The organism is Micromonospora yasonensis (assembly GCF_026013475.1).
Lineage (GTDB): Bacteria > Actinomycetota > Actinomycetes > Mycobacteriales > Micromonosporaceae > Micromonospora > Micromonospora yasonensis.
This window is the reverse complement of sequence record NZ_JAPDPH010000045.1, coordinates 1-20,488: the sequence shown is the minus strand read 5'-3', so window position 1 is coordinate 20,488 and position 20,488 is coordinate 1. Positions and strand designations below refer to the sequence as shown.

The following is a 20,488-nucleotide window of genomic DNA, read 5'->3' as shown; positions in this document are numbered from 1 at the left end:
CGCTCACCGCCAGCCTAGGGCCGCCGCCCCGGCCAGGCCCGTTCACCGGCGCACCCTCAGCGCCGCCGGATGGCGGCGGAGTCGAGCCGGAAGCCGATGGTGCGGTCGACGATCCGGTCGACCAGCTCGGTCTTCCGCAGCCCGGTCACCCCGCGCAGCCCCACCCGGGCGGCGAGGGCCCGCAGCTCGCGGGACGTCCAGGACGCCAGGTACGCCGTACCCTCGTCGCGCCGCGCCATGGCGGCCAGCGCGGCGTGCGCCCGCTCGACGTCGGCTCCGTCGGGCGCGGCGGTCCGGCCCGGCGCGGGACCGCCGTCCACCTCGGTGTCCGGTGGCGCGGCGCCGGCGGCCGGCAGGACGGCCAGCCGGGCGCGTCCCTTGGCCAGGGCGGCCACGTCGGCGTCGGAGAGTCCGGCCAGGAACTCGGCCACCCGGGACAGCGCGGCGCGCGTCGGGTCGGTCATGCGTCCGCCCCGGCCGCGGCGGTGACGGGTGCGGGGGACTTCGGCGCCGACTCCGGCTGGAGCGAGGCCAGGAACTCGGTGGTGATCTGCCGCAGTTCCTCGCGGACCGGCGGCGCGGTTACCCGGTCACGCAGCACCACCGGCACCCCCCGGGGGGTGTTGGTGGCGAACAGGGTCACGCTCTCCCGCAGTGCGGTCGGGAACACCGGTACGCCCAGCGCCCGTACCTGGTCCATGTAGCCCTGGTGGGCGGCGATCGGCCGCTGCGCCATCAGCTGGATCATCGTGAACACCACGCCCGCGATGCCGGGGGCCACCTTGTGGTGGCGGCGGATCTTCGCGAACCGGCGGGAGTCCGCGTTGTACCGGTCGACCAACTCCCGGACGTTCGCGTGCAGGTAGTCGATGCCCAGGGTGGACAGGTAGTCGGCCCGCGCCGGGATGAGCAGGTGGTCGCTGGCGATGATCGCCGACTGGGTCACCACGTTGAAGTTCGGCGGACAGTCGATGAGCACCAGGTCGTACGGGTCCAGCGCCGGGTCGTGCAGCCCCTGGTCCAGCGACCCGCGCACCCGGAACAGCTCGGCGTCGTACTCGTCGCCGTCGGCCACCCCCCGCGCCAGCGCCAGGTCGATGTCGACGAGCTGGAGGTGCGACGCGATCAGGTCCAGCCGGCCCGCCCCCTTGAGCTGCGCGTTCGCCGGGCCGGGGGTGACCACCAACTCGCCGAGGGCCACCGTCTGGTTGTCCCCGCGCAGGCCGTCGTACCAGCGCTTCACCGTGCGGTCGTCGCGCAACCGGTCCCGCCAGTCGTCCGGCTCGTAGAAGCTGAACGTCAGGCTGGCCTGCGGATCGAGGTCGATCAGCAGCACCTTCATGCCCCGGTTGGCCAGCTCGGCCCCGAGGTTGGCGGTCATGGTGGTCTTGCCCACCCCGCCCTTGTAGTTGATCACTGATACGACGTACACCGGCACCTCCCCGACCGGAACGGTAGCGGGCGGGGCCGAAGCGCACAGCACCTCCCCGGACCATCCCGGTATCACCATCACGAGGGGGTTTCACCAGAACGCCCCGCCCGGCCCGGCCGTACGTGGTTGATTCGGGCCGTGCCTGTACCCCCGGATACGCCCGACCCGCACCGCGACGATCCACCGTCGACCGCCGCCGAGCGGTCGGTGGCCAGGGCCCTCGCGGTCGCGCCGGGTCCGTGCCGGCTCGGGTACGTCGAGCGGATGACCGGACTGCCCGGCCCGGAGGTCGCCGACGTGGTGGCCACCCTCACCGCCCGTGGCCTGGTCACCGACGACGGCAGCGGGCTGACCGTCGGGACGGCGCTGCGCGACCGGTTGCTGCGCGGGCTGCCCCGGTCCCTCCTCGGTGACCTGCACCGGCAGGCTGCCCGGTTGTGCGCCGACACCGACCCGGGTCGCGCCGCCGCGCACCTGCTGCAAGCCGTACGGGCGACCGGTGAAGCCGACCCCGAGCTGGTCGACCAACTCGCCACCGCCGGTCCGGTCGACCCGTCGACCGGAGCGGACCTGCTGTGCGCCGCACTGGCCCGCGCCGATGCCGGGAACCGGTCCCGGTGGCTGCTCGCGGCCGCCGACCTGCTCGTCCTCGCCGGACGCTCCACCGAGGCCCTGCACCTGCTCTCCGCCGAGCTGGCCGCCGACCGGGCCGGCGGCGCGGAGCGGGCCCTGCTGCTCGGCCGGCTCGGGGCCGTACACGCGGCGTACCGCCCGTCCGTCGCCCTCGACCAGCTCCGCCGGGCCCGCACCGGGCACCCGGTGGGACCGGATCAGCGCGGCTGGCTGCTCGCCGTCGAGGCGTCGATCGCCTGCCTGGTCGGCCATCCGGACGCCGACGGTCTGCTCCGCGAGGCGGGTCGGGCGCAGGCCCGGCACCCGTCACCCCTGGCCGGCGCACGGCTCGCCGTCGCCCGGGCCACCCGGGCGATGTCCCTCGGGGCCGTCCACACCGCCCGGGATCTCCTCGCCGTCGATCCGAGCCGGCCGGCGGTACGCGGGGAGGCCGCGGCGGTGCGCGCCGAGCGGATCGCCGTCCAGCTCGCGCTCGGCGCGTACGAGGACGCCGCGACCGCGCTGGAGGCGGCGTACGACGATCTCCCCGCGGCGGCCGGGCCGGTGCTGGCGGCGCTGTCCTGCCTCCGGATGCTCGGCGTCGGGGAGCTCCAGGAGGCCGACGCGCAGGCCCGGCTCGCGCTGGACCGACCGGCCGGCCCGGTCACCGGCGAGGTCCGGTCCGCCCTGCTCGCGGTCCGCGCCGAGGTCGCGTACCGCCTCGGCCGCCCGGAGGCCGCCCGGGCGCTCATCGAGGGCACGTACCGGGACCCTCCCTGGCCGGACAGCGTGCCGTACGCGCCGCTGCGCCTGGTGGCGGCCGCCGACCCCGACCCGCTGCGCCACCGCGCGCTCATCCGCTCGGCCGCCGCGGACGTGACCCGCTCGGCACGGCCGGTGCTGCTGGTCGCCCAGCACGGTCCCCGCCTGGTCCAGGCACTGCTCCTGCTCGGGGACGTTCGGCGGGCGAACGCGGTCGCCGGGCAACTCGCGCGGGTGGCGGAGCGCACCCCGGTCCCGCTGTGGCGTGGCGCCGCCGGTCACGCGGACGCCCTGGTCCGCCGCGACCCCGCAGCGCTGCGGGCAGCCGTGCGGGCGTTGCGGGCCACCGGCGCCCGGCCGGCGCTGGCAGACGCCCTGCTCGATCTCTCCCGCTCTCCCCGGGTCCGGGTGGCGGAGGCCCGCACCGCCGGGCAGGAGGCAGCGGCCCTGTACGGACGCATGGGTGCGGTGGGCGACCAGGAGCGCGCCGAGCGGTGGGCACACCGGCTGGACCGGACCCGCCGCCGCCCGGCCCCGAGGCCGCTCGGCTGCGGCCTGGACGCGCTGACCGCCCGGGAGGCGGGGATCGCCGAGCTGCTGGCGGCCGGGGCCACCAAACAGCAGGTGGCCGGCCGGTTGTACCTGTCGTTCCACACCGTCGACACCCACCTGCGTGCCATCTACGCCAAGCTCGGCATCCGCAGCCGCCTGCAACTGGCGCGGCTGTGGGACGGCCGGCCCCGGCCCACCGGGACGGAACCCGGCCCCACCGTCCCCGCGCGGCTCAGCGGACCACCGGACGCTTCTCCTTCGGCAGCGCCTCGATCATCTCGCGGGGCAGGTTGATGGTGTCCGCGATGACCTGGGCTGGCGTGTTGGCCATCCACTGCGCCAGCGAGATGTCCGCGAAGCGGGGTTTGCGGAACATCTCCAGGAACACCAGCGGCTCGTCGCCCAGGTTCTCGATGTAGTGCCCGTAGGCGAACGGCACGTACCCCACGTCGCCGGCCCGGAAGTCGAACGTCCGGGCCACCCCGGAGGCGGCGAACACCCCCATCCGGCCCTGCCCGGAGAGGTAGTACTGCCACTCGTCGTCCGTGGGGTGCCAGTGCAGCTCGCGGAGGCCACCCGGGTCGATCTCCACGAGGGCGGCGCAGATATCGGTCGACGCCGCGAAGTTGCTGGTGTCCGCGATCCGGACCGAGCCGCCGGGAAAACGCTGCGGCGCCTGGGCCCGCAGCCGGTGCTTGAAGGTGCGCGGCACGTCGCCGGTCGGGCTCACCACCCGGTCCTCCGTCAGCGGTGGCGGCACCTCGCCCTGGAAGATGTACTTCTCCCGCTCCGGCAGGCTGCCCAACTGGTCGACCGACCAGCCGAAATTCTTGGCCACCACACTCTTCGGCACGTGCGCGAAGAAGTCGCTCATCAGGAAGGTGTCGTTCTCCGAGAACGCCCCGTCGTCGAAGACCAGGAGGAACTCCACCCCGTCGGCGAGCGCCTGGATGTGGTGCGGCACGCCCTTCGGGAAGAACCACAGGTCGCCCTGCTGCACGTCCTCCAGGAAGTTGCGGCCCTCGTGGTCGACCGCGCCGATCCGACAGCTGCCGCTGATCACGTACGCCCACTCGGCCTGCTTGTGCCAGTGCAACTCGCGGTACGCCCCGGGATTGAGCGCCATGTCGACGCCGGCCAGTTCGGTGGCGACCGGCAGTTCCCGTTGGGTGACCTCACGGGTCCAGCCGCCCTCCTCGATCCGGGTGTGCGCGTTGGAGAAGGCGAAGCGCAGGTTGGGTACGCTGCCGTGGTCCGTCGGCGGTGGGACGAGCAGGTTCGGGTTCTGCCGGTCGAGCATCACGTTGCGGGGACCGGTGTCCGGCCCGCCGCCACCTGCGCGTACCGGTTGTGGTGCGGTGTCCTGTGCCATGCGGTTGGTCAACTCCTTCGATCGTCCGGTTCGTACGGGACGGGTAGGCACGGCGGCAGCCAGAGCAGGTCGCGGGCGGCGGCCGGTCCGTACCGGAGGGCCACCGCGACGGGGATGCCGAGGCAGGTGAGCCCGACGGCGGCCACCGCCCACGGCGAGACGGCGGCACTCAGCCCGGCGGCGGTGAGCAGGAGCAGCACGCCGAGCTTGAGCCGCAGGGCGGCCAGCGGCACGCCCGCACCCACGGGAGCCGGTTCGCCCGGCGGGGGAACCGTTCGCGGCTGAGCTGCGACAGGCTCTTGCCGGTCGCCGCGCCTGCTGGGCCGTTGTCGCTGGATCGTGGTCATGCCGCTGATCGTCCGGCGGTGTCGGCCGGCCGCACATCACGCGATCGCGGGGTCTGTTTTCCGCCCCCGCCCCCGCCCGCAAGGTCGGTGGCAATCGTCCGTACGGCGGCAGGTGACGCCCGTTCGGGCCCTAGTTGTGACCTTGCCGCCGCTTCGCAACCCACCGTCCGAAGTGGTTGCCTGAAGCCAACATTCCCCGGGTCAGTTGCTGCATGGCAGCCCGCCTGGACGACGCGTTGTTCGAAGGCGGTGGCCGGAGCTGATCACCGCCACACCGGCAGGAGGAATCCGCGTGCGAATGAGACGACCGAGCCGGATCGCGGCCGCGGTGGCGGGCGCGACGGCGCTCGCCTTCACGGTCTCGGCCCCGGCCCAGGCCAACGACCACGAGAACCTTCCCGGCGAGCCGACCATCACGTTGCCGATCAACGACAGCGCGGCGGGCGGCACCTACAACCAGGACTTCACCCGGGTGTACGCCAACACCACGCCGGACGGCACCCCGGTCTACATCTACGTCCCCAAGGGCACCCCGCTCGACGGCACCGCGCCGGCCGGCGTGGCCAGCCTCGACCCGCAGTTCGACCACAATCCGGGCGACGGGTTCACCCCCTGCGCCACGGCCAAGGCGGCGCAGTTCACCCTCACCCAGGCGCAGATCAACTACGTCGGGGACAAGCTCGCCAACCAGATCGTCGCCGTGGACGAGGAGCACTTCGGCCCGATGGACGCGGCCGACCCGGACGAGTCGGCCAGCGACTCCCTGGTCATGCTGCTCTACAACATCCAGGACGACGCGTACTACGACTGCGCGCAGACGTCGTACACGGCCGGCTACTTCGCGCCGGACTTCATCCAGACCAACGGCATGAACGTCATCGTGGTCGACGCCCTGGACTGGGCCAACCGGGTCGGCCCGAACGACTCGCCGTGGCGCGACAACAACCCGGCCAACGACCGCCCGGAGCTGTACGAGGGCACGGTCGCCCACGAGCTGCAGCACCTGCTGCACAACTACAGCGACCCGGGCGAGCTGTCCTGGGTCGACGAGGGCCTGGCCGACTTCGCCATCTTCCTCAACGGGCTGGACGCCGGCGGCTCGCACCTGAGCAACCAGCAGGTCTTCTACGAGGAGACCTCGCTGACCCGGTGGGGCAGCACCCTGGCCAACTACGGCGCCTCCTTCACCTACTTCCAGTACCTCTGGGAGCAGGCCGGCGGCAACGGCGACGGCACCTACACCCCGGACAAGCAGTACGACGGCAAGGCCGGTGACCTGCTCATCAAGAAGATCTTCGAGGAGCAGGCGGACGGCATGGCCGGGGTGCAGAACGCCATCGACTCGTTCAACGCGGCGACCGGCGCGCACCTGCGCAGCGCGGCCGACCTGTTCCGGGACTGGTCGGTGGCGGTCTACCTGGACGACGAGAAGTCGCCGATCTACGACATCAAGGCGTTCGACTTCGGCGACCCCGCCGACACCTCCTGGACCATCGACATCGCCGACGACGTCTTCTGGGGCGGCCGGGGCAGCTACCGGGGCGCCACGCCGGAGGCCAAGTGGGCGCGGCTGAAGAACCGCCCCGACACCACCGCCGTGCCGTTCGGCATGTCGGTCGAGCGGTTCCGCAACCCCGGCCCGACGGTGGCGCTGGCCTTCGACGGCGACGACGAGACGGTGATCGCGCCGCACACCGGCACGACCCACTGGTACGCCGGCTACGAGAGCCAGGACGACAACATCCTCGACGTCGGCACCTCCGGCGCGGTCACCTCGCTGGACTTCTGGAGCTGGTACTTCATCGAGGAGGGCTGGGATTACGGCTTCGTCGAGGCCCTGGTCAACGGCAACTGGGTGACGGTGCCGGTGCGCGACGACGCCGGCCAGGTGGTCACCACCAACGACGACCCGCACGGCAACAACGAGGAGGGCAACGGCCTGACCGGCACCTCCGGCGGCCGGTACTTCGTCGACGACCCGAAGTACCTGCACCTCACCGCCGACCTGCCGGCCGGCACGACGGACGTGCGGTTCCGGTACTCCACCGACGCCGCGTACATGGACACCGGCTGGTTCGTCGACGACGTGAAGGTCAACGGCGCCGACGCGAACCTCACCTCGGCGGCGGGCAACTGGTTCGCCACCAGCGGCGTGCAGAACAACAACTGGACGGTCCAGGTGGTCAGCCACTGCGACCTCACCCCGGGCGTCACCTCGCCGGGTGAGACCACCGACGGCGTGGGCAACTGGGTCTACCGGACCACCGGCGACCAGTTCACCGCCAGCGGCCTCCAGACCAAGTGCGCCAACGGCAACCAGGACGACTTCGCCGTCCTGATCTCCAACCTGCCGACCGGTGACCTCACCTACCTGGACGCGGACTACACCTTCCGGGTGAACAACACCGGCACCGTCAAGTAGACCGTCACCCCTTCGGGCCCGCGCCGCACGTCGGCGCGGGCCCGGCGCCGTCCCGACCAGGTCGCCCGCGACGTGGGCAGCCGCTACCGTTCCTGCCCATGCGCGTGAACCCGCGGTACGTCGCCGGCCTGCTCCTCGCCGCCGCCGGTAGCCGTACCCGGGGTCAGGGCTTCTTGTAGGCCGCCGGGCTCCGAATACGCTCATCTCTGATAGTTTCAATTTTGGTTGTATCAGGGGTGAGTGCATGGACGGTTTCGTCGGGCGGGTGAGAGAACTGGCCCTGCTGGACGGGATGCTGGGTCGCGTCGCCAAGGGCGGGCGAGCCGGACGGCCGGGACGGGCGCTGTTGATGCGCGGGCGCCGCCGGGTCGGCAAGTCCCGCCTGGTGGAGGAGTTCGTGGAGCGCGCCGCCGTGCCGCATCTGTTCTTCACCGCCTCGGCGCAGCCCACGGTCGCGGCTGACCTGGCCCTCTTCGTCTCGGCGGCGGCCGGCTCGACGCTGCCCGGCGCCGGTCTGTTCGCGGCGCAGTCACCGGGCACCTGGGATGCCGCACTCACGCTGCTCGCCGCGGCCCTTCCCACCGACCGGCCGAGTGTCGTCGTGCTGGACGAGATGCCGTACCTGATCGCCACCGATCCCGGCTTCGAGGGCACGCTGCAGAAGGTCTTCGACCGCGAACTGTCCCGTCGCCCGGTCCTGCTGATCTGCATCGGCTCGGATCTGGCGATGATGGAGGCGCTGAACGACTACGGTCGGCCGTTCCATCAGCGGGCCACCGAGATGGTCGTGCCGCCACTGAGCCCGAACGACGTCCGGGAGATGCTCGACCTGTCTCCGGCGGAGGCCTTCGACGCGTATCTCGTCTCCGGCGGCCTGCCGTTGATCCTCGACGAGTGGTCGCTGGGCGGCACTCTGCGCGACTACCTCGCCGAGGCGGTCACCGACCCCACTTCCGCGCTGCTCGTCAGCGGCGAACGCGCGCTCGCCGCCGAATTTCCGCCCCAGTCCCAGGCGGGCGTCGTGCTCCGCGCGATCGGGTCCGGGGAGCGTACCTTCTCGTCGATCGCCCGGGCCACGGGTGGCATGGCGCAGGCTTCGCTCACCCGAGCACTGCGGCTGCTCGCCGAGAAGCGGATCGTCGACGTCGCCCTCCCGCTGTCGATGCAACCGTCCCGCGAGACCCGGTACCTGGTTTCCGATCCGTACCTGCGTTTCTGGTTGTCGTTTCTCGGCCCGTACCTGCCGGAGATCGAGCGGGGGCGGGGCGACCTGACCCTTGCCCGGATCACCTCCTCGTGGACGTCCTGGCGAGGACGAGCGATCGAACCGGTGGTCCGCGAGGCACTGCGGCGGTTGCCCCCCGGTCGCCTGCCGCCCGAGACGGCAGTGGTGGGCGGGTACTGGACCCGGACCAACGACCCCGAGATCGACCTCGTCGGCGCTGATCGGGCACCGGTGGCGAAGCTCGTCACCTTCGTCGGCTCGATCAAGTGGCTGGAGAACGGCCCGTTCGATGCCCACGACCTCGGGCGACTCCTGCGACACCGCGCCCAGTTGCCCGGAGCGGACGAGGCGACCCCGCTTGTCGCGGTCTCCCGCAGCGGACGCTCGGTCGACGGAGTCACCGTGCTCACCCCGGAGGACCTGCTGACCGCCTGGCGGGACTGAACTCCTGCCGGCCTAAGGCCGTACCAGTGGGCGAGGTGCGGCAGGTCTCCCGCACCGCTTGCGGGAGACCTGCCGTGCGAGTTGGTGAGCGGCGCGGGGACCCCACCCCCGCGTCGGGCCGCCGTCGTCCGCCGTCGCTCAGCCGATTCCGCAGTTGGGCGCGGACCAGCTGGTCGTGTTGCTGCTCCGGTCGTTGTTGTTCTCCCGGCGCGAGTCGACGTGGACGTGGTCGTTGTGGTCGGGGTAGCCGGGCCCGTAGATGCCGCTGAAGCCGTGGTAGCGGGCCGTGCGGGCCAGCTGGCACAGCGACGAGGTGCCGGAGTGCACGTCGGCCGCGTTGCCGTAGAGGTGCTGGCTGTCCGACGCGCCGCCGACCTGCTTGTTGCAGGCGATGCTGCGGAAGCCGCTGTTCACGTAGAGGGGCTGGTCGCCGAGGCTGCGCCGCAGCGCTTCCAGCTTCCACATGGTGCGTACGGCCGTCTCCCGGGTGGCGCTCGCCGAGAGTGGCCCCCCGCTCCAGCCACCCTTGCCGCAACCGTTGTCGAGTTCGGTGTAGCTGAAGTGCTTCGGCGTGCAGTCGTTGTCCTGCAGGTCGTAGATCTTGGCGAACGTCTGCGGTCCGGCGATGCCGTCGGCCCGCAGCCCGTACGCGGTCTGGAACCTGCGGACCGCCGCCGCCGTCTCGGGGCCGTAGATCCCGTCGACCCGGACGATGTCCCGGTAGGCGGCCCAGCCGGCCACCCGGATCTGCAACTGCCGGACGTCGTCGCCGGAGCGCCCCTGGGACAGGGTCCGCTTCCAGGTGTAACAGCCGTCGGCGTGCGCCGCCGGCGCGGCGACCACCGTGGCGATCGCGGCCCCGGGCAGTGCCAGCGCGAACGCGATGGCAGCCCGCTTGAGGGTGTTGACGCGCACGAAAGTCCTCCCGATAAGAGATCGAATGAGGTGTGAGCAAGGGATCGACCGAGGCGTCCCTGTCTCGTCCACCTTGACAGTGATGAGGGATATTCGTGGCTGATAACCGGAGTTGTCCTCATAATTGCTTGTTCCTGGGCACCGGCTGTGGATGGGGCAAATCTGCGAAACGCCCAGGCCGACACAGGCGGACGTTCCTTCGCGAGAAAGGACAGTCGTGACGGAAATGGCGTTTCGACGACACCGATGGTGATGTCGCTCGGCCCGGGTGGCCCGGTAACGTCTCCGCCGGGGCCGCGTACGGCTCCCGTGCGGGGGAGGTGGGCGTTGGCGCGTGGGGGCATCTTCTGCGTCGAGGGTCAGTGGCACCGGGACCTCAACGAGCGCGGTTCCGTCCTGCCCACCCTCGAACTGCTCGAACGGCTGGGCAAGATCCGCTTCATCCACAAGGACGCCGCCACCCGCGACGAACTCTTCTACTTTCTCGACCGCTGGCTGCTCAAGCAGTACGCGGACCACCGGGTCGGCTTCTTCGCCATGCACGGCGAACCGAGCCGACTCTGCCTCACCGACTGGGACTCGGTGGAACTGGCGGACGTCGCCGAACGGATGGCCGGCCGCTGCGAGGGGCGCCGGCTCTACTTCGGCAGCTGCTCGGTGCTGCGTGCCTCCGACGCCGCGCTGCGGGACTTCCTCGACGTGACCGGCGCGGCGCTGATCTGCGGCTTCACCCGCGAGGTCGACTGGGTCGAGTCGGCGGCGTTCGAGACCGTCCTGCTGGACGTGCTGGCCAACGGCCAGCGGCACAACGCCGCCGAGCTGCGGATGGGCTCGGCGCACTGGGCGCCCCTGGCGTCGTACCTGGGCTTCCGGGTGATCTACGCGAACGGCCGGGCCTGGCGGCCGACCTCGCGACCCCGGGTGCCGGCACAGGTCACCCCGCGCCGCGACGCCAACCGCCCCCGCTGACCGACCGCTGGTCGGGCGGCCTGGTAGAACCGAGACATGGCACGCACCATCGCGACCAACACCCGGGTCGACCGGGACGCCCTGATCGAGTTCCTCCGCCCGCGGCACAAGGTCCTGCTGATCACCACCCGCTCCGACGGCCGGCCGCAGTCCTCGCCGGTCTCCTGCGGAGTCGATGCCGAGGGCCGGCTGGTGATCTCCACCTACCCGGAGCGGGCCAAGGTGGCCAACATCCGGCGCGACCCCCGGGTCTCCGCCTGCGTGCTCTCCGACGACTGGAACGGGCCCTGGGTGCAGGTGGACGGCACCGCCGAGGTGCTCGACCTGCCCGAGGCGCTCGAACCGCTGGTGGAGTACTTCCGCAGCATCTCGGGCGAACACCCGGACTGGGACGAGTACCGCGCGGCCATGGTGAAGCAGGGCAAGTCCCTGATCCGGATCACCGTCGAGAGCTGGGGCCCGATCGCCACCGGCGGCTTCCCCGCCCGGCTGGCCGACTGATCGATCAGTACGCCGCGGTGAAGCGTGCGTTGCGGAAGCGCGGGTTCTCGACCTCGTCGACGATCGCCACCGCCAGGTCCTCGTAGGTGAGCACCGACCGGCCCTGCGCGTCGGTCACCGGCTGGTCGGTGCCGGTCCGGTAGTGGCCGGTGCGCTCACCCGGGTGGAACTCCAGCGGCGGCGGGGAGACGTACGTCCAGGTCACCCCGTCGGCCGAGGAACGGTAGACCGCCAACGCGTCGGCCTGGCCCTCGGCCGAGTCCCGGTACTCCTCGGGGAAGTCCGGCTCGTCCAGGTACGGAGTGCCCTTCGGGGTCAGCAGGGTCGCCCCACCACCGACATGGATCACCCGGGGCGGGTCGGGCAGCTCCCGCAACGTGTTCACCAGCGTGCGGGCGGCGTCGCGCCACAGCTCCCGCTCGCCGCCGCCGATCGCCACCACGAACACGTCGGCGTCCTCGGCCAGCTCCCGGACGCTGCGCGCGGAGGTGGCGTCGCCGGTGACCGTACGCACCCCGGCCGGCAGGTAGCTGGTCGCCTCCGGGCGGCGTACCGCCGCGGTGACCCGGTGCCCCCGCTCGACCGCCTCGGCCGAGATCCGCGACCCCGCGGTGCCGCCCGCACCGAACACGACGATGTTGGCCATGCCCCCAGGCTAGGGATTCGGGCCGGTGCCCGGGCGGAAAACGGGCCGGTGCCGGTTGCCCACATCGACTACCGGCGCGCCGCCGGCCGACGGCACGCCCGCGTCCTGGTCAGTCGACCAGTGCGGAATAGACCAGCTGGCGCAGCTGCGGGCGCAGCGGGTGCGTGCTCGACGGCATCAGCTGGGTGAACAGCAGGGCGGTGACCTCCTCCGCCGGATCCACCCAGAACGCGGTGCTGGCCAGGCCGCCCCAGTAGTACTCGCCCACGCTGCTCGGCACCCGGGACGGCACCGGGTCCAGCAGCACGGCGAAGCCCAGCCCGAAGCCGATGCCGTCGAGGATCGTCTCGGCGAACCCCTCCGGGGAGAACGAGGCCAGGTCCCGGTTGCCCGGCAGGTGGTTGCGGGTCATGAAACGCACCGTCCGGGGCCCCAGCAGGCGTACCCCGTCCAGCTCGCCGCCGCGCAGCAGGAACTGGGTGAACCGGTGGTAGTCGGCCGCCGTGGAGACCAGCCCGCCGCCGCCGGAGAACCAGCTCGGCTCGGCCAGCGCGGCCCGGCCGACGCCGTCGGCGCGGACCGCCGCACCGGTGGCCGGGTGCGGGGTGTAGAGGGCGGCCAGCCGCTTGGCGTCCGGCTCGTCGACCCACCACCGGGTGTCGGTCATGCCGAGCGGACGCAGGATCCGCTCGGTGAAGAAGACGTCCAGGCTCTGCCCGGAGACCACCTCGACCAGCCGGCCCAGCACGTCGGTGGAGACGCCGTAGTTCCAACTCGTGCCCGGCTGGAAGAGCAGCGGCAGCTGCGCCAGCCCGGCCGAGGCCGCGGCCAGGTCCGCGCCCGGCGGCACGCCCAGGTCGAAGCCCGCCTTCCGGTACAGGCCGTCGACCACCGTGGTCTGGGCGAAGCCGTACGTCAGGCCCGCGGTGTGGGTGAGCAGGTGCCAGACCCGGATCGGCTCGACCGCCGGCACCGTGTACGGCTTGAGCACCGAGCCCTTGTCGTAGACCCGGACGTCGGCGAACTCCGGCAGCCAGCGGCTGATCGGGTCGTTCAGCTCGAGCCGGCCCTCCTCCCAGAGCATCATCGCGGCGACCGAGGTGATCGGCTTGGTCATCGAGTAGATGCGCCACAGGGTGTCCGCCTCGACCGGCGTGCCGGCCTCCCGGTCCCGCAGCCCGTAGGTCGAGGAGTGGGCGACCTCGCCCCGGCGGGTCACCACGATCTGCCAGCCGGCGAGCCGGCCGTCGTCGACGTACCTGGCGAAGTGCTGGTCGATCCGGGCCAGGCGGGCGGGGTCGAAACCGATGTCTGCGGGGTCGGTGCTCACTGCGAGGCTCACGGCGCCGACGCTACCGCCCGGTACACGTACCGGGAAGTGTCGGGGAACCCCACTAATCTCGGCGGCATGCTGGAGACCGTCGAGGACGCCACCTACCGCCACCAGGACTGGTACGCCGAGGAACTGGTCGACCGGCACTTCGTCCGCTGCGAGTTCTTCCACGTCGACCTCACCGAGGCGCTGAGCCGGGGGGCGAGCTTCACCGAGTGCGTCTTCGGCAACGTCGCCCTCAACGCCTCCCGGCACACCGACTCCGCGTTCACCCGCTGCACGTTCAAGCGGTGCAACCTCTTCGAGGCCGAGTTCACCGGCTGCAAGCTGGTGGGCAGCAGCTTCGACCAGTGCGACCTGCGCCCGCTGCGGATCGACGGCGGCGACTGGTCGTTCGTCGCCCTGCCCGGCGCCGACCTGCGCGGGGTGCGGATCACCGACGCCCGGATGCGCGAGGTCGACCTGACCGGCGCGGACCTGACCGGCGCCACCGTCACCGGCGTGGATCTCTCCGGCGCCCAGCTGCATGCCGCCAAGCTGGTCCGGGCCGACCTGCGCGGCAGCGATCTGACCGCGCTGGACCCGACCGCGGTCGAGCGGGCCGGCGCGATCGTTGATGCGGAGCAGGCGGTGGTGCTGGCCCAGGCGCTGGGCTTCGAGATCCGCTGACCCTCGGCGGGAAAGACGCCGTACGCTGTCAGGTTTTCCTGCCAGGCTGACGACCATGGCTTGGTGGTCCGATCTGGTGGCGTCCGAACCCGACTTCGCCGCGCGCGTGCGCGCCCGCTTCGCGGTCCGCAAGCACGGCACGATGGCGACCCTGCGGCGGGACGGCTCCCCACGCATCAGTGGTACCGAGTTCGACTTCGGCGACGACGGCCAGCTCCGGTTGGGCAGCATGGCCGGCGCGCGCAAGGCTCTCGACCTGCGCCGAGATCCCCGGGTGGCGCTGCACTGCCCGACCGAGGACGCGCCGGAGGACGACCCGGCGTCCTGGGGCGGGGACGCGAAGATCGCCGGACGGGCGCACGAGGAGCCGCCGGGAGAGGACGGTTCGCACCGGTTCCGGATCGAGTTGACCGAGGTGGTGCTCACCCGGGTCGGCGACCCCCCGGACCACCTCGTGATCGAGAGCTGGCATCCCGACCGGGGGCTGGAGCGGCGCGAGCGGCGTTGAGGACACGTCCCACTGTCGAAAAGATGCCTCGTGGCGACGGCTTCTCGGTGATCGAGAGATGTGTCATCCTCCCTGCGGCGGCCCACGGGGGCGACCGGCGGTGCCGGTGGCCGAGGGAGGGTCGGTGGCTGAGGAGGAACTCACGCAGACCGGTATCCGGGTCGGGGGATGGCTGCCCGCCGTGCCGGGCGAGCCGGGCCGGGAGCCAGGACCGCCCGCCGTGCCGCGTCGGCTGCCCGCCAACCCGCAGGCCCCGGTCCCGCCGACGCCGGTCGACCCCGAGCCGGCCGGCCCGGCGGCCGACCACCCGTTCCCTGCGCAGTCGCCCGTGGCCGCGCCACCGGACGACCTGACCGCCTCGACGGACGAGGCGACGCCCGGTGGAGGAGCCGACCCGGGTGCCGACGCCGGCGGGCCGCAGCAGGTGCCCGCGTCGCCCGTCGACACCGGCCCGGCGCGGCACTCCGCCCCGGAGAGCATGGCCCAGCGGCTCGCCGGGTTGGTCGGTCCGGCTGCCGCCAAGCTGCGGGTCGCCGTCGGTGCCGCCCCCGACGGGCCGGTCACCCGGGTCGGGGCGGCCCGGGCCCGCCGGCGTCGCCGCCGGGTGGTGGTGGCCGCAGCGGCGCTGGCCGCGCTGGTGGTGGCGCTGGCGTACGCCGATCGGGGTGCGCGCCCCGGTGGCCCGGCCCCGCCGGCGGCGCTGCCGACGGCTGCCGCCGCCCCGCCGGCTCCGGCGCCGTCGCCGACGGTCGTGCCGGTCACCGGCAATCCGGCCTTGCCGGGCGGGCCGCTGCTCAGCGTCGATCAGCAGCCGGTTCCGGCGCTGGTGGACCTGACCGCGCTCGGGGTCCGGGACTGGGTCCACTGGGGCGGCCTCGGCAGCGGCAGCGTGCAGCGCAAACAGGTCGGCACCGGAGAGATCACCGACCCGGGCGGGGTGCGGCTGGAGCACGCGGCCAGCGTCTCCGCCTTCGCCATCACCTGGCGGGCGCTGGCCGTCGTGGGTGGCGGGAACGACGGCGTGACCATGGAGGCCGTCACGGTGGTTGACGTCGCCAGGCGGTGGCCCTGCGCTGAGGCGTCGGCCCGGACTATGACCGGCGCCGTACCGCCGGGCGGATGCGCGAGCGCGTCGGCGAGCCGGTCCCCCGCGCGGGGGAGGCGGGTCCACTCCCGGTCGGGAGTGACCGCGCATCCGGCGGCGGCAGGCTGACGCTATGACCCAGACCCTGCCGCCGGCCGTTTCCCGCCCGGCCCCGCGCCGTGTCGCCTGGCCCGCGTACACCGTCGTGGCCTGGGCGGTCGGCTACGGCGCCCTGCGGGCCGGCTGGCTGCTGGCCGGGGCACCGTCGTTCGGGCCGCTCGGCACCGACCTGGTGGTGGTCACCGGCTGGTGGTCGGTGGCGCTCTGCGCCGCCGCGGGGGTGATCGGCGTCGGGCTGGCCCGGGCGCGCACCTGGCGGCCGGTCCTGCCCGGGGCGGCCTGGGCGGTCGGCGCCGCGCAGCTGCTCGCCTGCGCGCTGCTGCTGCTCGACGTGGTCGGTTTCCTGATCTTCCGCCTCGGCGCGGCGTTCACGGCGGCCGGCTTCCTCAGTCGGCTCGGCGCGGCCACCGGCGCGCTGCTGCTGCACTCGGCGGCACTGGCCCACGTGCGCCGCTTCCGGGGCGAATGCGGCGGTTGCGGCCGGACCCGGCGGTCGGGTGGCCCGGTGCCGCGCTGGGCCCGGGTGGCGGCGTGGAGTGCCGTGGCCGGCTGCCTGGTCCGGCTGGCCGCCCAGGTGGCGGTGGGCTTCGAGGCCGTGCCGCTGACCCAGGGCTTCTCGCTGGCGCTCTTCGAGGTGGGTTTCCTGCTCGCCGGGGTGCTGCTGCCGCTGTCGCTGGTGTACCCGTGGGGGACGGTCTGGCCGGGGTGGGTGCCGCTGCTCGCCGGCCGGCTCGTGCCCCGGAAGCTGCTGTTGGTGCCGGCGGCCGTCTTCGGGGTCGGGCTGGTCGGCTACTTCGGCATCGGCCTTGCCCAGCTCACCGTCGAGACGGCCACCGCCACCTTCGACCCGGGGGACGGGCGCTATCCGCTCGCCTTCTTCTGGGTGGCCGAGTCCGGCTACTGGATGTGGGGATGGGGGCTGGTGGCCGCCGCGCTGAGTCACCACCGGCGGACCCGCCGACCGTGCCTGCGCTGCGGCCGGTGACGCGGGGGACAGTTTGTCCGTCGCGGGCGGCGCGGGGCGTCGTACGTTCCCGATATTCCGTCCGACCATCCTCTGTGGAGGGCTGACCGATGAGCAGCGGTGCTCCCGTCGTCCGTCCCGTCGACCCGTCCGGCGAGGTGCTGCGGGAGATCCCGCTGCCGCCGTACGTGACCGGTGAGGACGCCCAGTTCGCGGTGCGGGCGGTGGTGGTGCACGCGCCACGGCGCTGGTCCGGGGGAGTGATCTGCCGCAACGACGCCAGCCCGCACCCGTGCCGGCTGCACCGCTGGGGTCGCCGGATGCTCGCGCTGCACGGACTGCCGCCGGCCGAGATCGACGCCCTGGTCGAACAGGGTGACCCGAGCGCCGTCCCGCACCCGTATCGCCCGGGCGCCTGAGCCCGGGGTGCCCCTGCCCGGTACCCGGGCAGGGGCACCCCGCTCAGCACACGATGGGCTTCACCCAGGAGCACTCCACGCCCTCGGGCACCCGGGGCGCCTCCGGCACCGTCGGCACCGCCAGCCGCGCGGTGGTCACCCCCTTCTCCGTGTACGACGCCAGGGCGATCGCGATCTGGTCCTCCAGCCCCTTCACCGACGAGGTCAGGTAGTTGTTGAGCACGACGGAGAAGGCCAGCAGGTGCCCGTCGGCGTCGGTGGCGTAGCCGGAGAGGCCGGACACACCGGTCAGGCTGCCGGTCTTGGCGTGCACGTTGTTCGCCGCGGGGGTGCCCCGCATCCGGCTGCGCAGCGTACCGCCGACGAAGCGCTCGGCGTTGCCGGCCACCGGCAGGGCCGCGTACCAGGTGTCGAACCAGGGTTCGGCACGCACGGTGGACAGCAGCGAGACGAACTGGGCCGGCGGGATCAGGTTGCGCCGGGACAGTCCGGAGCCGTCGCGCTGGCGCAGCGTGCCGGTGTTGATGCCGGAGTCCCCGATGTACTCGCTGATCGCGGCCAGCCCGGCGTCCCACGTGCCCGAGCCGGAGAGCACGCGGCCCAGTTCCTTGGTGAGCACCTCCGCGTGACCGTTGTTGGAGAGCTTGAGGAACGGCACCATCAGCTCGGACAGCGGCATCGAGTCGTGTCGGGTGAGGGCCGCCGCGTCGCTCGGGGTCGGCTGGCCGAGTACGGTCCGGCCGAGGACCCGCACCCCGTGGCGCTGCAGCGCCGAGCGGAAGATGTCGGCGGCGTACCCGGTCGGCTCCCAGACCGTCATCCAGTCGCTCTCCGGGGCCTGGCCGACGGCGATCTGCCCGGTCACCACGATGGTGTTGCCGCCGTGCTCGCGTTCGAAGGAGATGCTCGTCTCGCCGCTGGCGACCGTCTCGGCCCGGTTCTCGATCCGCAGCCAGCCGTTGGGCGGGGTCATGGTGACCACCGGCCGCGCGCCGGCCTCGCCCGCCGGGGCGGCGTGCACGATCACCGTGCCGGCGTCGTAGTCGGTGTCCGGGGCTACGGTCAGCGCCGACACCTGGGCCGCGTAGTAGTAGGACTCGTCGTCCCACGTCCAGTCCGGGCCCAGCCGGGTCCGGTCGTAGCGGGTGTCGTCGGCGACCAGGTTGCCCGCCACCACCCGGACGCCCTCGGCGGCCACCTGCGCGGCCAGCCGGTCGTAGTCCGCCGCCAGCATGGTCGGGTCGCCCCCGCCCCGCAGGTAGAGGTTGCCGGAGAGCAGCCCGGCCCGGCGTACGCCGTCACTGGCCACGTCGGTGGTGAAGCGGTGGCCGGGGCCGAGCAGTTCCATCGCCGCCGTCGAGGTGAGCAGCTTGGTGTTGGAGGCCGGCACCAGCCGCCGCTCCCCGTTCCGGTCGTAGAGGGTCCGGCCCGTGGTGGTGTCCACCACGACCACCCCCGCCTGCGCCCCGTCCAGCCGGGAGTCGGCCAGGATCGCGTCGATGGTCGCGTTCAGTCGAAGCTGCGCCGGAGTGGGCGCGTCGGCCGTGGCGGTGGGCGCGCCGGCGGTGGCCGCGGTGGCGACCAGCGCCAGCACGGCGAGCGCCCGAGGGAAGAGACGACGATGCATGCGTCGATGCTGTCATGGAGCTTTCCTCCGGTGAAGACTCCACGGCGAAAGAAATTTCCGAAACCCTTCCGGTTACCCGGTTCCGGGCGCGGGAAACCGCTGGTCACCCGTGCGTGGTGCGGGTACGCGGCCAGGCCGGCCACTGACCTGGCTCTATTTGACGGATGGCCGGCCAGGGGGGACCGTAGGCGGAGAGGCGCATTCGAGCTGCGCAGTTCTGTCCGGCGACGACCGATTCGCCGTTTCGGGGCATACCGGGCCATGAGGGCCGCGCGGACCCGCTCCGAATCCGAACCAGCCATGAGGAGTTCCCCATGCTGACCATGACCGACAACGCCGTGCTGGTGATCCGTGACCTCGCCTCCCAGCAGGACGTCGCCGAGGCCGGTGGCCTGCGGATCGCCGCCGACACCGACGCCGGCTCGCTCTCCATCGAGCTGGTGGAGCAGCCCACGCAGGGCGACCAGGTGGTCGACAACCAGGGGGCCCGGATTTTCCTCGACGCCGACGCCGCGCAGTTGCTCAACGACAGCTCCGTCGACGCGACGGTCGACGACGAGGGGATCGTCCAGTTCGGCTTCACCGAGAAGGAGTGACGGCTGGGGGTTCACCCGGCGCGGCGGTGCTCGCCGCCGCGCGGCGACCGGCCGGCGCGGCCCCGGGTCGCGTCCGGGCCAGCATGCCATGACCCGCCGCGCGGCTCCTGCGCCGAGCACGTCGGGGCCCGGGCGGCGTCAACGGGGCCGGGCCCCCGGTGCCGGCCGGCCGCGCGCCGCCCGGGCCCCACGGCATTCCTGTTCAGTCGTCGCTGCCCGACCGGTCGCCGCCGTGGTCGTCGTGGTGCCGGTCGTCGTCGCCGACGCGGTCGCCGCCGTGGTCGTCGTACCGGTCGTCGCTGCCGGTACGGGTGCCGCCGTGATCGTCGGTCCGGTCGTCGGTCCGGGCGCGGGTGCGGTCGCCGCCGCGATCGTCGGTCCGCTTCCGCTCCGTCCCGACCACCGTGCCGTCGGTCCGGTCGACCTCGACCTCGTACCGGACGCCGTTCACCACGACCTTGACGCTCCACACCGGACGGCCGTGCTCCACCTCGGCCTCGATCTCGACGATCCGGCCGCCGCCGGTGCGGGCGAGCGCGATCTCGCCGGCCCGCCGGCGGCTCACCGTGTCGTCGGCGGGCACGGACGCGGTACCGCCCGGCGTCGCCCCGGCCGACATCGCGTCGTCGTCCGGCTTCGGGTTGTCGTCGCCGGCCGTCATCGCCACGGCCGCGGTGTCCGGGGCGGACCGGTCGGCCCCGGTCGCGCCGAGCGTCGCGCCGGTGACCGCCAGCGCGGCGATCGCGCCGACCGCCGCCAGAACCAGGGAAGTCCGTCGCATCATCTCCACCTTTCCTCGGTTGTGTCGAGGATCGGCCGGCGACGGATAGCGACGCGCTACCCGAGCGCCAAGGCCAGGTTAAGACCGCGGCGGCCCGAGCCGGAGCACCACGACCGCCCCGCCGTCCGGGCCGGTGTCCAGCTCCAACCCGCCACCGCCGGCCCGGGCGGCCCGGTCGGCGATGTCCA

General features: G+C 72.9%; 20 protein-coding genes. 11 read left to right on the top strand and 9 right to left on the bottom strand.

Going from position 1 to position 20,488, the window contains the following annotated elements; genetic code table 11:
* Nucleotides 1–56: 56 nt before the first annotated feature.
* Both ONA70_RS12460 and ONA70_RS12455 read right to left on the bottom strand, forming a co-directional pair.
* Nucleotides 57–464 (bottom strand): hypothetical protein, encoded by a 408-nt coding sequence (locus ONA70_RS12460; protein WP_265006550.1) that lies wholly within the window; start codon nt 462–464, stop codon nt 57–59.
* Nucleotides 461–1,432, bottom strand: coding sequence for a ParA family protein (locus ONA70_RS12455; RefSeq protein ID WP_265006549.1), 972 nt, complete (start codon nt 1,430–1,432; stop codon nt 461–463). The genes ONA70_RS12460 and ONA70_RS12455 overlap by 4 nt, the downstream gene beginning before the upstream one ends.
* 138 nt (nt 1,433–1,570) lie before the next feature.
* Between ONA70_RS12455 and ONA70_RS12450 the strand changes: the two genes are divergently transcribed.
* Entirely contained in the window at nt 1,571–3,652 is a 2,082-nt protein-coding gene (locus tag ONA70_RS12450; protein ID WP_265006548.1) for a helix-turn-helix domain-containing protein, read from the top strand.
* Here ONA70_RS12450 and ONA70_RS12445 read toward each other — a convergent pair.
* Nucleotides 3,591–4,730, bottom strand: coding sequence for an oxalate decarboxylase family bicupin (locus ONA70_RS12445; protein ID WP_265006547.1), 1,140 nt, complete (start codon nt 4,728–4,730; stop codon nt 3,591–3,593). The two genes, ONA70_RS12450 and ONA70_RS12445, sit on opposite strands and share 62 nt — an antisense overlap.
* Nucleotides 4,731–4,738: 8 nt before the next feature.
* The gene (locus tag ONA70_RS12440; protein ID WP_265006546.1) at nt 4,739–4,963 is read right to left on the bottom strand and encodes a hypothetical protein; all 225 of its coding nucleotides are present in this window, start codon (nt 4,961–4,963) and stop codon (nt 4,739–4,741) included.
* Between the two features lie 412 nt (nt 4,964–5,375).
* Between ONA70_RS12440 and ONA70_RS12435 the strand changes: the two genes are divergently transcribed.
* Together ONA70_RS12435 and ONA70_RS12430 are read left to right on the top strand one after the other, a co-directional pair.
* The gene (locus ONA70_RS12435; protein ID WP_406601185.1) at nt 5,376–7,499 is read left to right on the top strand and encodes a hypothetical protein; all 2,124 of its coding nucleotides are present in this window, start codon (nt 5,376–5,378) and stop codon (nt 7,497–7,499) included.
* Between the two features lie 244 nt (nt 7,500–7,743).
* Nucleotides 7,744–9,168 carry an ATP-binding protein gene (locus tag ONA70_RS12430; RefSeq protein WP_265006544.1) on the top strand — a complete coding sequence of 475 codons (1,425 nt, stop codon included), beginning with the start codon at nt 7,744–7,746 and terminating at the stop codon, nt 9,166–9,168.
* Nucleotides 9,169–9,306: 138 nt separating this feature from the next.
* Here the strand turns inward: ONA70_RS12430 and ONA70_RS12425 are convergent, their stop codons facing one another.
* Nucleotides 9,307–10,083, bottom strand: coding sequence for a D-Ala-D-Ala carboxypeptidase family metallohydrolase (locus ONA70_RS12425; RefSeq protein WP_265006543.1), 777 nt, complete (start codon nt 10,081–10,083; stop codon nt 9,307–9,309).
* Between the two features lie 327 nt (nt 10,084–10,410).
* Between ONA70_RS12425 and ONA70_RS12420 the strand changes: the two genes are divergently transcribed.
* Nucleotides 10,411–11,052, top strand: coding sequence for a DUF6642 family protein (locus ONA70_RS12420; protein WP_265006542.1), 642 nt, complete (start codon nt 10,411–10,413; stop codon nt 11,050–11,052).
* Between the two features lie 36 nt (nt 11,053–11,088).
* On the top strand, nt 11,089–11,553 hold the full coding sequence (locus ONA70_RS12415; RefSeq protein WP_265006541.1) for a PPOX class F420-dependent oxidoreductase: 465 nt from the start codon (nt 11,089–11,091) through the stop codon (nt 11,551–11,553).
* A 4-nt stretch (nt 11,554–11,557) separates the two neighbouring features.
* On the opposite strand, the gene ONA70_RS12410 is transcribed toward ONA70_RS12415, so the two are convergent.
* Both ONA70_RS12410 and ONA70_RS12405 read right to left on the bottom strand, forming a co-directional pair.
* Nucleotides 11,558–12,199, bottom strand: coding sequence for an NAD(P)-dependent oxidoreductase (locus ONA70_RS12410; RefSeq protein ID WP_265006540.1), 642 nt, complete (start codon nt 12,197–12,199; stop codon nt 11,558–11,560).
* A gap of 109 nt (nt 12,200–12,308) precedes the next feature.
* The gene (locus ONA70_RS12405) at nt 12,309–13,541 is read right to left on the bottom strand and encodes a serine hydrolase domain-containing protein (protein ID WP_265006539.1); all 1,233 of its coding nucleotides are present in this window, start codon (nt 13,539–13,541) and stop codon (nt 12,309–12,311) included.
* Nucleotides 13,542–13,607: 66 nt separating this feature from the next.
* Between ONA70_RS12405 and ONA70_RS12400 the strand changes: the two genes are divergently transcribed.
* The 5 genes from ONA70_RS12400 to ONA70_RS12380 all read left to right on the top strand — a co-directional run bounded on the left by ONA70_RS12400 (nt 13,608) and on the right by ONA70_RS12380 (nt 17,296).
* Nucleotides 13,608–14,201, top strand: coding sequence for a pentapeptide repeat-containing protein (locus ONA70_RS12400; RefSeq protein WP_265006538.1), 594 nt, complete (start codon nt 13,608–13,610; stop codon nt 14,199–14,201).
* Nucleotides 14,202–14,256: 55 nt separating this feature from the next.
* Nucleotides 14,257–14,709 (top strand): pyridoxamine 5'-phosphate oxidase family protein, encoded by a 453-nt coding sequence (locus ONA70_RS12395; protein WP_265006537.1) that lies wholly within the window; start codon nt 14,257–14,259, stop codon nt 14,707–14,709.
* Between the two features lie 124 nt (nt 14,710–14,833).
* Nucleotides 14,834–15,922: a hypothetical protein gene (locus ONA70_RS12390; protein ID WP_265006536.1), complete on the top strand. Its 1,089-nt coding sequence runs from the start codon at nt 14,834–14,836 to the stop codon at nt 15,920–15,922.
* A gap of 4 nt (nt 15,923–15,926) precedes the next feature.
* A complete protein-coding gene (locus ONA70_RS12385; RefSeq protein WP_265006535.1) occupies nt 15,927–16,898 on the top strand; it encodes a hypothetical protein in 972 nt (323 codons plus the stop codon).
* An 89-nt stretch (nt 16,899–16,987) separates the two neighbouring features.
* The gene (locus ONA70_RS12380; protein ID WP_265006534.1) at nt 16,988–17,296 is read left to right on the top strand and encodes a hypothetical protein; all 309 of its coding nucleotides are present in this window, start codon (nt 16,988–16,990) and stop codon (nt 17,294–17,296) included.
* A 43-nt stretch (nt 17,297–17,339) separates the two neighbouring features.
* Here the strand turns inward: ONA70_RS12380 and dacB are convergent, their stop codons facing one another.
* Complete coding sequence (gene dacB, locus ONA70_RS12375; RefSeq protein WP_265006533.1) at nt 17,340–18,923, bottom strand: D-alanyl-D-alanine carboxypeptidase/D-alanyl-D-alanine endopeptidase; 1,584 nt, start codon at nt 18,921–18,923, stop codon at nt 17,340–17,342.
* Between the two features lie 314 nt (nt 18,924–19,237).
* Here dacB and ONA70_RS12370 point away from each other — a divergent pair, with 314 nt between their 5' ends.
* On the top strand, nt 19,238–19,519 hold the full coding sequence (locus tag ONA70_RS12370) for an iron-sulfur cluster biosynthesis family protein (RefSeq protein ID WP_265006532.1): 282 nt from the start codon (nt 19,238–19,240) through the stop codon (nt 19,517–19,519).
* 202 nt (nt 19,520–19,721) lie between these two features.
* Here the strand turns inward: ONA70_RS12370 and ONA70_RS12365 are convergent, their stop codons facing one another.
* Nucleotides 19,722–20,300: a PepSY domain-containing protein gene (locus ONA70_RS12365; RefSeq protein ID WP_265006531.1), complete on the bottom strand. Its 579-nt coding sequence runs from the start codon at nt 20,298–20,300 to the stop codon at nt 19,722–19,724.
* Nucleotides 20,301–20,488: the final 188 nt, after the last annotated feature.

Bases quoted from the DNA above. Each gene is read 5' to 3' on its own strand.
- ONA70_RS12460 (WP_265006550.1), bottom strand. From the start codon at position 464: ATGACCGACCCGACGCGCGCCGCGCTGTCCCGGGTGGCCGAGTTCCTG.
- ONA70_RS12445 (WP_265006547.1), bottom strand. From the start codon at position 4,730: ATGGCACAGGACACCGCACCACAACCGGTACGCGCAGGTGGCGGCGGG.
- ONA70_RS12435 (WP_406601185.1), top strand. From the start codon at position 5,376: ATGAGACGACCGAGCCGGATCGCGGCCGCGGTGGCGGGCGCGACGGCG.
- ONA70_RS12430 (WP_265006544.1), top strand. From the start codon at position 7,744: ATGGACGGTTTCGTCGGGCGGGTGAGAGAACTGGCCCTGCTGGACGGG.
- ONA70_RS12415 (WP_265006541.1), top strand. From the start codon at position 11,089: ATGGCACGCACCATCGCGACCAACACCCGGGTCGACCGGGACGCCCTG.
- ONA70_RS12410 (WP_265006540.1), bottom strand. From the start codon at position 12,199: ATGGCCAACATCGTCGTGTTCGGTGCGGGCGGCACCGCGGGGTCGCGG.
- ONA70_RS12400 (WP_265006538.1), top strand. From the start codon at position 13,608: ATGCTGGAGACCGTCGAGGACGCCACCTACCGCCACCAGGACTGGTAC.
- ONA70_RS12395 (WP_265006537.1), top strand. From the start codon at position 14,257: ATGGCTTGGTGGTCCGATCTGGTGGCGTCCGAACCCGACTTCGCCGCG.
- ONA70_RS12385 (WP_265006535.1), top strand. From the start codon at position 15,927: ATGACCCAGACCCTGCCGCCGGCCGTTTCCCGCCCGGCCCCGCGCCGT.
- ONA70_RS12380 (WP_265006534.1), top strand. From the start codon at position 16,988: ATGAGCAGCGGTGCTCCCGTCGTCCGTCCCGTCGACCCGTCCGGCGAG.
- dacB (WP_265006533.1), bottom strand. From the start codon at position 18,923: ATGCATCGTCGTCTCTTCCCTCGGGCGCTCGCCGTGCTGGCGCTGGTC.
- ONA70_RS12370 (WP_265006532.1), top strand. From the start codon at position 19,238: ATGCTGACCATGACCGACAACGCCGTGCTGGTGATCCGTGACCTCGCC.
- ONA70_RS12365 (WP_265006531.1), bottom strand. From the start codon at position 20,300: ATGCGACGGACTTCCCTGGTTCTGGCGGCGGTCGGCGCGATCGCCGCG.